This is a genomic window from Methyloceanibacter sp., from assembly GCF_049590335.1.
In the GTDB taxonomy this organism is placed as follows: Bacteria; Pseudomonadota; Alphaproteobacteria; order Rhizobiales; family Methyloligellaceae; genus Methyloceanibacter.
The window spans coordinates 26417-41629 of record NZ_JBAWCQ010000053.1; the positions used below are offsets into that span (position 1 = coordinate 26417).

Genomic DNA, 15213 nt, shown 5'->3' on the forward strand with positions numbered 1-15213 from the left:
CTTGGCAGGCAACGAACAATGATGAGTGGAGAGCGTGTCGGCAAACCGGTGCCGGCACCCAAGCTTGATGACCTAATGCTGGCGATGGATGTGGTCGACACACTCCGTCATGAGCAGAATCTTGTCGAACGCGAACTCGACCAATCAAGTCGGGATAAGGTGCTAAAAAGACGGTTGCGTGAAATTTACCAAGGCCAGGGACTTGAAGTTAGTGACCGAATTCTTGATGAGGGTATCGAGGCGCTAAGAGAGAGCCGCTTCACCTACGAGCGCAAAGGCTCGACGTTCAAGCGTAGACTCGCGATGCTGTGGGTCAGACGAACATTTGTGGGGAGCATATTAGCCGCCTTCTTGCTCGTCGGCGGGCTGTTGTTGGGCAATTGGTGGTGGCAGTCGTCATCAGCAAGGCAAGATGCAGAGGCGACGCGCATCGAGCTAACGGAAACACTTCCAAAAGAGCTGGAGACCGCGGCGACGGAGGCACGCGCGGAAGCACGCACAGACGAAGCCAAGGAAGCAGTGGAGGCTCTTGAGGCGGAGGCTGCGAGCGCCATATCGCGTTTAGATGCTGCCCGTGCAAGACAGGCAATTGCCAACCTCAAAGTTATGCGGGAAGACCTCACGCTGACTTACAACTTGGTTATCGTCCAGCGCGGCCAATCAGCGGTGGAGACGACCCCGGACGTTAATCCAAACGCTCGGAACTACTACCTGATCGTCGAAGCGATTGCGCCTGACGGATCAAAATTGTCGCGAGCGATTACCAATGAAGAGACTGGCCAGAAGGAAACAGTCGATGTGTGGGCCGTTCGCGTACCCCAACAGACTTATTTAGACGTCCGCGACGACAAGCTCGATGACGGAATCATTCAGGAGCGTGTCATCGGTATGAAGCAGCGTGGCGCACTGAAGCCGGTGTACTCTATGCCAGTTTCGGGCGGATCAATAACCAACTGGTAGCGGGTTCAAATGATCTCGTCTCGCAACGCCCTATCGTCCCTCGAACAGGCCCTCCGCGGTATCCGCCGCGACGAGGACAACTTGGCAGGGGTTCTGCGCAATGCGTCCGAAGAGCTTGCTGCACTGAGGACCCGGCAAGCCGATGCATTCCGAGAGCTCGCACGCTTGCGCCTCGACGCACTGAAACAAGGTGAAATATTCGATCAGATTGACAATGTAGAAGCCAAGGCGCTCGAATTGATACAGCAATGGCAGAAGCGCGTAGATAAAGCGATGGCTGATCGAAAAGCGCTGGAGAGGCAGATTGCAAAAGCAGAAGATGAGCGTCTAGTGAAAGTCGATGAGGTTGATGCCGCCATCCAGGCAATTGAAGACCTCAAAGATGCTGCAGAAGCCGAAATTGAGGCGGATGATGATTGGCGCACACAGCGCGAGAATCTCGCAAAGGCGGCGGCTATCGCGAAGGCGGCTGACGCGAAGGCGGCCAATGCTGAAGCTGATCTCGATGACAAAGGCAAGCCCTACAAAGCCGATCCGCTCTTCATGTATTTGTGGAATGCCAGCTATGGGACGTCCCGCTATGAGGCCGGTGGCCTCACACGTTTCTTTGACGCCAAAATTGCACGGTTAATCGGCTTTGAACATGCTCGCCAGGACTATCGTATGCTTACAGAAATCACGAAGCGGCTTCGACAGCACGCCAAATATGTGGCGGAGAAAGCTGAAGCGGAAGATATCGCTTTGGAGAAGGTCGAACGCGGTTTATTGAATGCTCGCGGGATGGGCGAGCTTGAGAGTCGATTGGAAAAGCTGCATGAAGCTCTAATTGATGCAGAGGGCCGACTTGACGAACTTCGCGCGGCGTTTGAAGGGCGTGCCCAGGAAGACAAAATTCTCTTGGATCCTCGTCGAGACTCCACATATCGCGGTGCAGTAGAAATGCTCGCGAAGGCACTCGAGCGTGAGGACCTCAATCAATTGTGGCGCGAGGCAAAGCAGACCTCTACGGGTGAAGACGAAAGTCTTGTCAGCCAGCTGAATCAATACGTGAGCCGCATTCGAGATATTGAGAGTCAAATTGCCGAGGCGCGACAGGCGATAGTCAGACTTTCTGAAAGACGAGCCGAACTGGAAAATTCACGCGACCGATTTTACCGTTCGGGCTACGATAATCCGATTGGCGGTTTCAGCAACGGGGACGCGATCGGCGAAGTGATTGGGGGAATTCTCGCAGGCGCGTTGGAGAGCGGACAACTCGGTGATCTGTTCGACGTGGGCTATCGGCAACGGCGGCGTCCACACCGCGGCAACCTTGGTGGTGCCCTCCGCTTACCCTCCAGCGGGCCATGGACAGCAGGCGGCACGATCGGGAGTCGGCCACGCGGCCGGTCGAGACCGGGCGGCTTTCGCACAACCGGCGGATTTTAGCGGACCCCCTGAAATGTCCGCTTTTAGGCAGATGACGTTGGAGTCCTCGATGTGATCCGCGAGCGTCGGCCACCATTCAGCCCAGAGGCCGTGGTCGCTGACTTTGCGAACGTGCTGAAGGCGTATGGCATTATCAGGATCAATGGTGACCGCTATAGCGGTGAATGGGTCCGGGAAGCCTTCCGACGACATGGGGTTATTTACGATCCCGCCGATGCTCCAAAGTCGGACCTCTACCGTGATTTTTTACCGCTCGTGAACTCAGGGAAGGTCAAGCTGCTTGGCAACAAGCGTCTGATCACACAGTTGTTAAGCTTGGAACGCCGCACTTCACGCGGAGGCCGTGACAGCATCGACCACGCACCCGGCGGGTTCGACGATTTGGCTAACGCTGCGGCGGGGGCTTTGCTGTCGGCAATGGCCAAGAAGCCCCGGTAGCTTAGCAACATTCACGGCGATCCGCCGCGCCTCATCGAAGGTCAGAGCCTGCGCTATGTCAGCTTCTTGATTTGTCGGTCTTGCGTAGATGTAAGCTCACCGCCTGTCGTAGCAGCTAGCCATAAGCTCGGAGTTTGGAATTGGGCCATTGTTGCGAAGGCAGATGAACCGATATCCCGTGCTTTCCATGCACTCCCGCGTCTCCTCGAAGAAAAAGCTGTTCACCCTCTCCCTGTCCCAACCCGATTTTTTCCCTATGGAAGCTTGACGAAATGCTTTCTTCTTGCAGGTTTCGTAGGCATCAAAAAGTGCATCGGCTGATGCGGGCCCCGCAAAGGTTATTACGAGACACGTGATTGCAATACGCGTGTACACAGTCGTTCCCCCTAACGCACCTCTCGGCGACTTGCCATGGTGAAATGCCACCACAACAACCCCGGCAGCTTAGCAACATTCACAGCAATCCGACGCGCCTCATCGAAGGTGAAGATGTCAGCAATTTGGTGGGTTTCCAGGAGTCGGATCTTGTGTTGTGCCGTCGGCTGTGCAGCAACCCGGATGGGCAATTGGCGTAAGAAACTTGTTCTGGCGGAAATTCATTTTGTATTCCGGGTGAAAATCCATCGTTGGAGCCTGAATTTGCGTTACACAATTGGCAGACCAGTCCGGCACGTTACCCACCGCTGTGGCGTTCGTAATGACGCTGATCGTGTACTCACCTGGATCGAGAGCTATGTTGGCTATGTAAAAGCAGTCCGTTTGAAAAGAGTCACCGGCCTCAAATCCAGGTATTATGTCATTGGCAAACACAATATTTTTCGGACTACCTGCCTCGCTAGACTGCTAAGAGAACGATATGGCGTTCTTTATCTGGTCGCAGAGTTGTGCTTCCTCAGCAAAATCGATTTGGGGTTTCGTGAGGCCAGGAGAGAGGATAACTGGATTGATGCGGACGTGAAGAGTTACTTTGATCCCCTGCGGGTAACAGACGCTTCTTCCAAGTCATCCCACCCGTTCAGAAGGAACGGAATGAGAAAGAGAGAAGCAACACGCCCATTTTTTTTGGATGAAAGCTGCCACGGCTCTACTCTCCCATGTTTTCGGCTTTTCAAAGCCGCGGTAGTTTAGCAACATTCACAGCAATCCGCCGCGCCTCATCGAGTGTGAGAAACTGCGCTATGTCAGCGTCTGCATTTCGCTCGCATTCCTCAGCGCGTGTCCGCTCTTCTTACTAAGCAGCTCCTGATGACGGGCTCTGTTCACCTCTCGCCACAGAAATGGCCTGCGCAACATTTCGCCACTGGGCATCGTTAGTTAACATGGCCGAATTGCATCGGCGGTCGTGAAGTCCTTCAGTTCACAACTAAGGTCGATGATATGCCGAAGAGCCACATCTCGGTCGACGTCCTCTGAAATTTCCAGTGCTTCCCTCAAAGCATCACTGACAAGGCGTCGGTATTCATCAAGGGCCTCTTGTCGTGTCTCTGGGTGCGCAAATTTTGGAATGCAGTTTCGTGCGTCTAAGCACTTTAGCTTCACGTCAATCGAGCTAACGCCATCATCTTCATCGTTATCACCGTCGTAGTCCTCCAGCTCCCCAGTGAAGATACAGAACTTCTTTCCCTTCGGCGCAATCTCTCCCCACTTGTTGAAGCAGTCTCTGTCCTTTTCTCGAACCCGGGCCAGTTCGTGCTCTGCATCCTCACCGATCGCAGCGGCAAAGCCATTCTCGATAACGCGAGCGCGGGACCTCAATAGATCGCCATCCCGCCGATATTCCTCGCCTTTCTTCTCGTCATCTGTCTCGAACGAAAGAAAGAAATCGGTTGGCCAACGCTCCAAGGCGTTCAGATACTCCAGCCAGTCAATACGTAAACGCTTCAGCATGTCCTCGTCATAGCGATGCTTGGCGGTGAGCTTCTCGAACCAGGGTTTGGCTAGCTGCGAATATATGTAGAAGTCCTGCCCCTTGATCGCGTCCGGGACTCCATATTCAAAGGAATGCCTCGCCTGCCTCTCGAAGCCGGCTGTCGCTTTAAGGCTGTGCTCTTCACTAGCCCGTTCTTTCTCCCATTGGCTCGCGAACGGGTCTCTTCGGGCTTGCTGCTTCTTGTCAGCCCACGTGGCCCAAACGTAGAAGGCAACACCCGCCACAGCTATGATGACTGTGATGAAGTCCATGTGCTCAGTTCCCCGCCTCCCTCAGCGCCTCCACCAGCGCCGAATAGAAAGCCTTGATGTTGATCACCTTGTGATCCGGCCCGATGTAACCCTGGATTAGACCCTTCGCTATCTCGCGTGCCTTGTCGTCTGTCATTGGGAAGCCCCTCTGTGCTTCCCCCCGCGCAGGCTGAGTGTACCAGCGTCAGCCTACCGCGTTTAGGACCTGGGATCTGGCGGCCGGAAAAGAGTTGGGGCGGCGCTTCAACAGAAAAGGTCTCAGCGGTCTCAAACCTGCAGGATGTTGCCGAGATGTTGCCCGAAGCCAAGGGCGGCGGAAACTGAGATGATATAAGTTATTGGGAGATTTGGCTCCCCGGGCCGGACTCGAACCAGCGACCCAGCGGTTAACAGCCGCTTGCTCTACCAACTGAGCTACCGGGGAGCAGGGCAGGCCGGTCGAACCCGCGCCGTGCCGACGCGCTAGATAGCAAAACGATGACGTGCTTTCCAGCGCTTTACGCGTGCCGGGCCAACGGAAGTTGGCGATGGTTGCCTTGCGCGCCAGGAGGTCTTATCCCCGGCGTCGGGCCGGTTCAACCAGAATTGGCAAAATTCGCAAAGTCGCGGGCGCTCCGGCGCGCGCCTTTCAAGGAGCCGACGTTTCCGAGCATGGCCCAAAAAATCCGCATCTTCGACCGCCGCCTCCATCTGCCGAAATCCAAACCGGTCCGCATCGGATTGGGGACCATGCTTGTCGGCGGCGGGCTCTTGGGCTTCCTGCCCGTCCTCGGCTTCTGGATGATTCCCTTAGGCTTGCTAGTTCTCTCCGTCGATCTGCCGGCCGTACGCCACTGGCGGCGGCAGCTCACCCTGTGGTGGGATCGCCACAAGGACGAGAAGCAGACGGGGCAAAACGGAACAGACTAAAGACACTCGACGATGGCCGCCGCCTTGAGAATTGCTGAGAGGACATCATGCAGATACGCGATATGACAGCAAACGACGTGGAGGCGGTCGCGCGGTTGTGGTGGCTGAGCTAGCACGGCGCGCACGCTGACATCCTACCGGTCGAGGTTGTGCACCAGCCGATGCTCGAATGCTTCGCGGCGCGGGCCCGAGCCGCATGTCGGCTCAACCCGTGTCGCACTGTCCGCCGACGACGCCCAGGGCTTCTATACCGTACGAGGAAATCAGGTCTATCTGCTATTCATTGCCCTGGCATTCTGGAGACAGGGCCTAGGGAGCTATTTGCTGTGCGCTGCCGAAGCGGCGCTAGCAAGACGGTCGTACAGGGTGGCTTGGCTGGGTTGCGATAGGGGGAACAGCACCACCGCCAATTTCTATGAGGGCTTAGGATGGAGGCGGAGGCGAACGTTCCTCGAGGAGCATGCTCGCGACGAGGACCGCCGCTCGATCCTGTTGGAAGCCTGTAGATATTAGAAGCGCCTACACGCGGAAAACGTAGGCAGGTCAATCAGCTAAGTTGTTGGAGGCCACGCCCGGAATCGAACCGGGGTATACGGATTTGCAGTCCGCTGCGTCACCACTCCGCCACGTGGCCACCGAGTTGGACCTTGTAGCTCACATCTCGCTCGTGTCCAGCGTCTCGTTGGTTTTTGCATACACCCGCGCGCCTTGATCGTAGGTAAGCCTGCGACCGGCGCGGCGTTCGGTCGCGCCGCTTGGTTGTGGCTCCGGCGAGGGGGGCTCGGGGAAGCCGCACCGACTGACCGGGCCGATGGCAGGAACGTGGGGCAAAAAATGACAAGGTGAGCGGCCTAAGGCCAGTGTTGCGATGATCCCACAGTGCGTTGAGTTTTTTGCGGAAATACCGGGGGAGTGACCCTTCCCGGCTATCTTTTGACGTTTCGCTTGCTTTATTGTGAGACGTGGCAACGGTCGGGGCTCCGTTGACCGTTGGGAGATTGAAAAGAGTGCTTGGTTTGCAGGGCAAGTGCCAGTCGTTGCGCTGTGCGGAGCGTTCGTCGTTCCTACGCATGCTTGCGCTCGGGTTCGGGGTCCTGATTGGCGCGGCATCGGGTCTTGAGCCGACATCCGCCTCAGCCGAGACACTGGAGCAGGCGCTCGCCGACGCTTACCTCCTCAATCCGCGCCTCAATGCCGAACGGGCGCGTCTGCGCGCCATCGACGAGCAGGTCGCTCTGGCCAAGTCGGGACTGAGGCCAAGCATAATTGGCTCTGGCAGCGCCGCTTATCGGAATCAGAACAGCAATTTTCGGGGAGCCGGCGCGGCGTTCAGCAGGGGAATTGGGTCCACCGGCGTGACGCATCCTCACGGCTATGGCGTCACCCTGTCGCAGTTGCTGTTCGGGGGGTTTCAGAACCTAAATGCCGTGCGTGAGGCAAAGTCCTTGGTGCAGGCGCAGCGCGAGACGCTCCGTCAGGTGGAGCAGGTCGTGCTCCTCGACGCGGCCACCGGGTATGTGAACGTGGTGCGCGACCAGGCCGTGGTTCGCCTGCGTGAGAATGATGTGCGCGTGCTGAGCGAGCAATTAAAGGCCACACAGGATCGGTTCGATGTGGGCGAGGTGACCCGGACCGATGTGGCCCAAGCCGAAGCGCGGCGGTCCGAAGCGCTCGCGACCCTGGCTGGCGCCCAGGCCAACCTAAAGACCAGCCGGGCGACCTACGAGCAGATTGTCGGCCATCCCCCAGGGAACCTGCAGGCGCCGCCGTCCATCCTTCATCTTCTGCCGAAATCTTTGGATGTGGCAATGACGCTAGGGGACGGCGAAAATCCCGCTATTCTTACCGCTGTCTATAACGAGGAGTCCTCACTCTTCGCGGTTGAGCGGATCATGGGCGAATTGCTTCCCACAGTTTCGCTTGAGGCCCAGTACGACAAGGCCTTCGATCAAAGCCAGTCGATCAGGGATACCGAGACCACCTCGGTCACTGGCCGTGTCAGCGTCCCGCTCTACCAGGGCGGCAGTGTCTCTGCGCGGGTGCGTCAAGCCAAGGAGACCAACAACCAGCTGAAGCGCGAGGTCGAGGACGCCCGCCTCCGGGTCCACGCGGACGTCATTGCCAACTGGGGAATCTTGCAATCTTCGGGCCCGGCCATCCGGTCCGCGGAGTCCGCGGTCTCGGCCAATAAGATCGCTCTGACAGGTGTCCGGGAAGAAGAAAAGGTGGGGCAGCGTACCACGCTGGATGTCCTGGATGCGCAGCGGGAGCTTCTGAACTCCCAGATTGGGCTCGTTTCGGCCCTGCGCGACAGGGTTGTCGCTGAGTATTCGCTCTACTCGGCAATCGGTCGTATGGATGCCCAAACGCTTGGCTTGTCAGTGCCTTATTATGATCCGTTTGAGCATTATGAGATCATCAAGAACAAGCTTTTTGGCCTAAATCCACCAGAACCGTCCCTTGCGGGCAACTGAACCATTCCTACGCCTTCACGTTAACCATAGACGCCAAACATCAAGCCAATCGAAGACTTGGCCATTAGCATTGTGTTAAGTTATTGGTTGGGATTAGCTCCGGCAGATTTGGCTGGGCAATGTCAGTTTGAGAGGCGGCAAGGGATTTAGTTATGAGCAGCACCGAGCGCGCTCCCGAACCGACGATGGAAGATATTCTGGCTTCCATCCGTCGGATCATTACAGACGATGAAACAGGCAAGGCCCCAGGCGACAAATCGGCCGCCACGGCGCAAACCGAACACGAGGGTCTTGAGGGCGAAGCCGATAATCAGATTATCGACGACATCGCCCGCGTCCTGAGTTCCAGCGGCGACGCGCCGGCCAACGAAGACGAGGAGATCATGGATCTCACCGGCGAGCTTGGCGGGCTGGAGCTGGTTGAGGACGATCAGCCCCAAGAACTTCTGGCGACTGCTGAGGTCGTGGACACCAACCCCGAATTCGTCGACGAGACCAAAGAGGTCGGCGACCTGCTGGAGCTGGACGATATACAGCCCGACGATCTCCAGCCGGATATCGAAGTCGTCGAGACCGAGGGACTCGTCGAAACGGTCGAAGTCGTGGAGTTTGCGGAGCCGACCGAGGCAGCCCCTCAAGCTGAGGAATTTGTCGCGCCGGAAATGCCGCCTGTGCCCGAGATGCCGCCAGTGCCGGCACCGGAGGGCTTTGCGCAAGTTGAGCCGGAGGCGCCCAAGCTGTCTGCCAGCGAGGAGGCGGCAAGCGCGCTTGAGCGTGCTATCGCCGCGCTGAAGGCCGGTCAGTCGCCGTCAGCGGCTCCTGCACCAGCCCCGAGTTTCGAGACACCAGTCCCGAGCTTCGAGGCTGCCGCCGATATGGGCCCCGAGCCGCTTGAGGCAGAGTTTGCCGAGACGCCGACCGGGGTTATTCCGCTGCCTAGCGACATGCCGATGGCGGTCCCCATGGACTCGCCGGCACCGGAATCCGAAACGCATCTGGATCCAGAAGCCGACGCCACTTTGGAATTGGAGCCGACCTCGGATGCCGCGTTCACCCCTGAGAGCCTTGATTTCGAAGCGGAGGGCGAGGCCGAGCTGGTTTTGTCGGAGACGGAAACCGAGGATACGATCGTTCTCGAAGAGGCGGCGCCCGAGAGCGCGCCGTTTTGGCCGCCGCAGGACTTTGGCGTGCCGCCAGCCGAGCCGGAACCGGCACCAGTCTTCACGCCGCCCGTACCAGAGATTGCGTCCGAGGTGCTCGTCAGCGAGACCAATGGCGTAGCTTCGCACGAGACACCCGGGTCTAAGACGCTTGAGGACAGTATCAGGGAGATGCTTCGTCCGATGCTGCGCGAATGGCTGAATGAAAACATGCCGCGCATGATCCGCGAGGAACTCGACTCGGACTCGGTGCAACGCAGCCAAGACTGAACTTCGCGGGCAAGATTGGATCGCGGGCAGCATTGTGCAGCGATTGAAACTGAGCGGACGGCCGTGTCTGCACAGACGATCATTGACAGCATGGAAGTTGCGGTCGTAGGACGCGCAGGCGCAGTGTTTCGCCCAGCACCACCATGCTGGGCGGTTCTTTACAAGCCCACGTATCCAGGCGTTCACGACCGTCCATGCTCGACAAGACATACCAACCAAAGAATTTCGAAGGCCCCATTTATAGTGCCTGGGAGGGCGCGCGCGCGTTCGCCGCAGGCCGCGGCGACCGCGAGGGTGCAAAGCCATTTGCGGTTGTCATCCCGCCGCCGAACGTCACCGGGTCGCTCCATATGGGGCACGCGCTCAACAACACGCTGCAAGATGTCCTGGTGCGCTTCGAGCGCATGCGGGGCCGCGACGTGTTGTGGCAGCCGGGCACCGACCATGCGGGCATCGCCACGCAGATAGTCGTCGAGCGCCAGCTTATGGAGCGGCAGGAGCCCAATCGGCGGACCATGGGCCGCGAGAAGTTTATCGAACGGATCTGGCAGTGGAAGGAAGAGTCCGGCAACACGATCATCGGCCAGCTCAAACGCCTCGGCTGCTCGTGCGATTGGTCGCGCCAGCGCTTCACCATGGACGATGGCTTGTCCAAGGCTGTTCGTAAGGTCTTCGTGGAGCTCCATCGCGCCGGATTGATTTACAAAGACAAGCGGCTGGTGAACTGGGACCCGCAATTGCTCACCGCGATCTCCGATCTCGAAGTCGAGCAGATTGAGAGCAAGGGCCATCTATGGCATCTGCGCTATCCGATCGAAGGCGTCACCTTCGATCCGGAAGATCCCTCAACCTTCATCGTGGTCGCGACCACGCGGCCGGAGACCATGCTGGGCGATACCGCCGTCGCGGTTCATCCGGACGATGAGCGTTACAAGCATCTGGTCGGCAAGAACGTGATTTTGCCGATCATCGGCCGGCGCATTCCGATCGTCGCGGACGAGTATTCGGACCCCGAAAAGGGCTCCGGAGCGGTGAAGATCACGCCCGCGCACGACTTCAATGACTTCGAGGTGGGCAAGCGTCACGGCCTGCCCATGATCAGCGTGCTCAGCAAGGACGCGCGGCTCGATATCGGGCCGGAGACCGATTTCATGCAAGGCGTTGAGATGACGCCCCAGCTGCAAGGCAAGGTCCTCGAATGGAACGGCGTGTTCCGGTTCGCGGCGCGGACCATGATCGTCGAGTGCATGGAAAACCACGACTATCTCGAGACGATCGAGGCCCATGTTCATGCGGTGCCGCATGGCGACCGCTCGGGCGCGGTGATCGAGCCGTTCCTGACCGACCAGTGGTACGTGGATGCGGCGACGCTCGCCAAGCCCGCCATCGAGGCGGTGAGAAGCGGCCGAACCACCTTCGCGCCGAAGAGCTGGGAGAGCACCTACTTCCACTGGATGGAAAACATCCAGCCCTGGTGCATCTCGCGCCAGCTCTGGTGGGGGCACCAGATCCCGGCCTGGTATGGGCCGGACGGCGAGATCTTCGTTGCCGAAAACGAGTCCGATGCCAAAGCCGTGGCAAAGGCGCATTACGGCAAGGATGAGCCGCTCGCGCGCGACGAGGACGTGCTCGACACGTGGTTCTCCTCCGGGCTGTGGCCGTTCTCGACGCTGGGCTGGCCCGACGAGACGCCGGAGCTTGCGCGCTATTACCCGACCGACGTGCTCGTCACCGGGTTCGACATCATCTTCTTCTGGATCGCCCGGATGATGATGATGGGGCTGCACTTCATGGACGAAGTGCCGTTCCGCAACATCTACATTCATGCGCTGGTCCGCGACGAGAAGGGCCAGAAGATGTCGAAGTCGAAGGGGAACGTCATCGATCCCCTGGAGCTGATCGACGCCTATGGCGCCGACGCCTTGCGCTTCACGCTCGCGGCCATGGCCGCGCAGGGGCGTGACATCAAACTGTCCGGCGCGCGGGTCGAGGGCTATCGTAATTTCGCGACCAAGCTTTGGAACGCTTCGCGTTTTGCCATGATGAACGACTGCATTCCCGTCGCCGATTTCGATCCCAAGAGCGCGCAGACCACGCAGAACCGCTGGATCGCCGGTGAACTGGAGCGGTCTGTCTCAGCCGTCACCGAGGCGCTCGAAGGCTTTCGTTTCAACGACGCTGCCGGTGCCATCTACCATTTCATCTGGCACATCTACTGCGACTGGTATCTCGAACTCAGCAAGCCGGTTTTCGCCGGCGAGGATGAGGCGGCGAAGGCCGAGACGCGGGCCATGGCGGCTTACGTGCTCGATAAGGCGCTCCAGCTCCTACATCCGTTCATGCCCTTCGTCACCGAAGAGCTTTGGGAGAAGCGTGCCCCGGAGGGCACGCGCCGCGATAGCCTCTTGATGCTCACCGACTGGCCCACCCATCAGGGGCTCCAGGACGCAAGCGCTGATGCGGAGATCGAGTGGGTGATCCGTCTCGTCAGCAATGTACGCTCGGTCCGGGCGGAAATGAACGTGCCGGCCGGCGCCAAGGTGCCGCTGGTGATCTCGGGCGCCGAGGACAAGACCAAAAAGCATGTCGCCGCCCATCTGGAGACGCTGTCGCGGCTGGCTCGGATCGAGACCATCGATTTTGCCGAGACACCGCCGGCGGGTTCGGTCCAGATCGTTCTGGACGAGGCCACGATCGCGCTGCCGCTCCAGGGGGTCATCGACATGGATGCGGAGGCGAGCCGTTTGAAGCGCGAGATCGACAAGGTCGGCGCCGAGATCACGCAGATCGATGCCAAGCTCGCCAACGATAAGTTTGTATCCCGCGCGCCACAGCATGTGGTCGAAGAGCAACGGGAGCGCAAAGCCGATGCCGAGACGACCGCGACCAAGCTGGAACAGGCACTGAAACGGCTTGAAGCGGCGCTATAGGGACTCGGAAAAGGCTCTGCCAACCTGCGGCAGGCGCGCGGTGAACGATCGACGGACGGGCGCCGAGAGGCCCCGCGCTCTGTCGTTATGGAACGCCGAAAAGTGCGAATAACCGCGACTGTAACTGATTTACAACAAACCAAAGACTTTGCGCCTCGTTTGCGCCATAAAACTTTGTGAAATCAAAACTAGTGTAGTGGGTCATCGGTCTTGTGAGACACTCGCCAAGATTAAGGCGAGGGGGGGCAGGCCAGGGAGCGACTGGCTGATAGGCTTGGCTGAGAGGGATGACCGTCAGCGCGGCTACTGTTGGCCAGCATTAGGTAAATGGACGCAAAGACGTTCGATAAGTCCCGTTTGCCGAGCAGGCACGTAACGGAAGGGCCGTCTCGGGCTCCACATCGCTCGTATTACTACGCGATGGGGCTGACCCGCGGCCAGATTCACCAGCCCTTCGTCGGCGTTGCCACGTGCTGGAACGAGGCCGCGCCGTGCAACATCGCCCTGATGCGCCAAGCGCAGGCGGTGAAGCAAGGCGTTGCGTCTAAGCAAGGCACGCCACGCGAATTCTGCACCATCACGGTGACGGACGGCATCGCCATGGGTCATCAGGGCATGAAGTCCTCGCTGCCCTCGCGCGAAGTTATCGCCGACAGTGTCGAGCTGACCATGCGCGGCCATTGCTACGACGCGCTTGTGGGTCTTGCGGGCTGCGACAAGTCTCTGCCCGGCATGATGATGTCGATGTGCAGGCTCAACGTCCCGTCGATCTTCATCTATGGCGGCTCGATACTGCCCGGCACGTTCCGGGGACGCCCCGTCACGGTTCAGGACCTATTTGAGGCGGTCGGCCAGTACTCAGTCGGCAACATCTCGGTCGAAGATTTGGACGAGCTGGAACAGGTCGCGTGCCCGTCCGCGGGCGCTTGTGGTGCGCAGTTCACCGCCAATACCATGGCCACCGTGTCCGAGGCTATCGGTTTGGCCTTGCCTTATTCAGCCGGGGCGCCCGCGCCGTACGAGATCCGGGACCGGTTCTGCATGGCCGCGGGCGAGAAGATCATGGACCTGCTCGCGCTCAATATCCGTCCGCGCGACATCGTCACGCGCCGCGCTCTCGAGAACGCAGCGGCTGTTGTCGCGGCGTCGGGTGGCTCGACCAACGCGGCGCTGCACTTGCCGGCGATCGCCCATGAGTGCGGCATCCAGTTCGATCTCTTCGATGTCGCCGACATTTTCAAGAAGACGCCCTATATCGCGGACTTGAAGCCCGGTGGCCGCTATGTGGCCAAGGATCTCTTCGAGGCGGGCGGCGTGCCGCTTCTGATGAAGACGCTTTTGGACCACGGCTATCTGCACGGGGACTGCATCACCGTCACGGGACGGACGATCGCCGAAAATCTTTCGAAGGTTCAATGGAACCCAGACCAGGATGTTGTGCGTTCTGCTGATACCCCAATTACACCGACAGGCGGCGTGGTGGGGCTCAAGGGATCGCTGGCGCCCGATGGCGCCATCGTCAAGATCGCAGGTCTAGCCAGTTTGAAGTTCCGTGGACCTGCACGTTGCTTCAATAGCGAGGAAGAAGCGTTCGCTGCCGTGAGTGCAAAACAATACAATGAGGGTGATGTCCTCATCATCCGTTATGAGGGGCCAAAAGGCGGCCCCGGCATGCGGGAGATGTTGTCGACGACCGCTGCGCTTTACGGCCAGGGGATGGGCGACAAGGTTGCGCTCATCACCGATGGCCGCTTCTCCGGCGCGACGCGCGGTTTCTGCGTCGGCCATGTGGGCCCCGAGGCGGCGGTTTGCGGTCCGATCGCTCTTGTGCGCGATGGCGACATGATCACGCTGGATGCGGTCGACGGCCGGATTGACCTTGAGGTCGACGAAGACGATCTGGCGGTGCGCGCGGCGAAGTGGAAACATCCCGATCCTACGTTCCACAGCGGCTACATCTGGAAATATGCGCAGCAAGTCGGTGCGGCGCGCGAAGGCGCGGTAACCCATCCCGGCGGTGCGGCGGAAGGGAAGTGCTATGCCGATATTTAGCGCATCTCAGATCGGCGGCGCGCTTGCGGCCTTTATCGTGTTGACGCCCGCAGGCGTGAGCAGCACGGATGCACCGCCGCCTTATACGTCGGCCACCGATGCCTATCGCCAAGGCGTGAACGCCATGAAGGCCGGTCAGCCGGACTCGGCGCTTCCCGCGCTGGAATACGCGGCGGACCATGGCGTCCTCGGTGCACAGCTCAAGCTCGCGCGGCTCTATGCCAAGGGCGAAGCGGTACCAAAGGACGAAACCAAGGCCTTCCGTTACTATCAGCACATTGCCGATCAGTATGCGGACGTTCCGGCCTCGAGCCCAATCGCCCGTTATGTGGGCGAGGCGTTTTGTGCCCTTGGACGGTTCTATGTCGATGGGATTGCCGGCATGCCGCTGCCGCCCGATCCGGCCTACGC

11 protein-coding genes, 2 tRNA genes and 1 pseudogene are annotated in these 15213 nt (G+C 59.3%); 10 read left to right on the forward strand and 4 right to left on the reverse strand.

Going from position 1 to position 15213, the window contains the following annotated elements:
• The first annotated feature begins 18 nt into the window (after positions 1-18).
• Genes WBQ77_RS03765 through WBQ77_RS03775 form a run of 3 tightly spaced genes read left to right on the forward strand, consistent with a single transcriptional unit; the run spans position 19 to position 2826 of the window.
• The gene (locus WBQ77_RS03765; RefSeq protein ID WP_424041517.1) at positions 19-960 is read left to right on the forward strand and encodes a DUF6384 family protein; all 942 of its coding nucleotides are present in this window, start codon (positions 19-21) and stop codon (positions 958-960) included.
• Between the two features lie 9 nt (positions 961-969).
• Complete coding sequence (locus WBQ77_RS03770) at positions 970-2388, forward strand: hypothetical protein (protein WP_424041515.1); 1419 nt, start codon at positions 970-972, stop codon at positions 2386-2388.
• A 51-nt stretch (positions 2389-2439) separates the two neighbouring features.
• A complete protein-coding gene (locus WBQ77_RS03775; protein ID WP_424041513.1) occupies positions 2440-2826 on the forward strand; it encodes a hypothetical protein in 387 nt (128 codons plus the stop codon).
• Between the two features lie 1314 nt (positions 2827-4140).
• Here the strand turns inward: WBQ77_RS03775 and WBQ77_RS03780 are convergent.
• From WBQ77_RS03780 to WBQ77_RS03790, 3 genes are all read right to left on the reverse strand, one after another.
• Positions 4141-5007 carry a hypothetical protein gene (locus tag WBQ77_RS03780; RefSeq protein WP_424041511.1) on the reverse strand — a complete coding sequence of 289 codons (867 nt, stop codon included), beginning with the start codon at positions 5005-5007 and terminating at the stop codon, positions 4141-4143.
• A gap of 4 nt (positions 5008-5011) precedes the next feature.
• Complete coding sequence (locus WBQ77_RS03785; RefSeq protein ID WP_424041509.1) at positions 5012-5143, reverse strand: hypothetical protein; 132 nt, start codon at positions 5141-5143, stop codon at positions 5012-5014.
• A gap of 212 nt (positions 5144-5355) precedes the next feature.
• Positions 5356-5431 (reverse strand) — tRNA-Asn (locus tag WBQ77_RS03790).
• Between the two features lie 227 nt (positions 5432-5658).
• Between WBQ77_RS03790 and WBQ77_RS03795 the strand changes: the two genes are divergently transcribed.
• Positions 5659-5916 carry a hypothetical protein gene (locus tag WBQ77_RS03795; RefSeq protein WP_424041508.1) on the forward strand — a complete coding sequence of 86 codons (258 nt, stop codon included), beginning with the start codon at positions 5659-5661 and terminating at the stop codon, positions 5914-5916.
• 147 nt (positions 5917-6063) lie between these two features.
• Entirely contained in the window at positions 6064-6429 is a 366-nt protein-coding gene (locus WBQ77_RS03800) for a GNAT family N-acetyltransferase (protein WP_424041506.1), read from the forward strand.
• 47 nt (positions 6430-6476) lie between these two features.
• On the opposite strand, the gene WBQ77_RS03805 is transcribed toward WBQ77_RS03800, so the two are convergent.
• Positions 6477-6550: transfer RNA gene (locus tag WBQ77_RS03805), tRNA-Cys, on the reverse strand.
• A 373-nt stretch (positions 6551-6923) separates the two neighbouring features.
• Between WBQ77_RS03805 and WBQ77_RS03810 the strand changes: the two genes are divergently transcribed.
• The 5 genes and pseudogenes from WBQ77_RS03810 to WBQ77_RS03830 all read left to right on the forward strand — a co-directional run.
• Complete coding sequence (locus WBQ77_RS03810) at positions 6924-8390, forward strand: TolC family outer membrane protein (RefSeq protein WP_424044731.1); 1467 nt, start codon at positions 6924-6926, stop codon at positions 8388-8390.
• 152 nt (positions 8391-8542) lie between these two features.
• On the forward strand, positions 8543-9820 hold the full coding sequence (locus WBQ77_RS03815) for a DUF2497 domain-containing protein (RefSeq protein WP_424044733.1): 1278 nt from the start codon (positions 8543-8545) through the stop codon (positions 9818-9820).
• Between the two features lie 194 nt (positions 9821-10014).
• A complete protein-coding gene (locus tag WBQ77_RS03820) occupies positions 10015-12750 on the forward strand; it encodes a valine--tRNA ligase (protein WP_424058981.1) in 2736 nt (911 codons plus the stop codon).
• A gap of 327 nt (positions 12751-13077) precedes the next feature.
• Positions 13078-14802, forward strand: a complete 1725-nt coding sequence (ilvD, locus tag WBQ77_RS03825; protein WP_424041462.1) for a dihydroxy-acid dehydratase — start codon at positions 13078-13080, stop codon at positions 14800-14802.
• Positions 14789-15213: pseudogene (locus tag WBQ77_RS03830) on the forward strand (sel1 repeat family protein); the annotation flags it as partial. The gene ilvD and the pseudogene WBQ77_RS03830, both read left to right, overlap by 14 nt.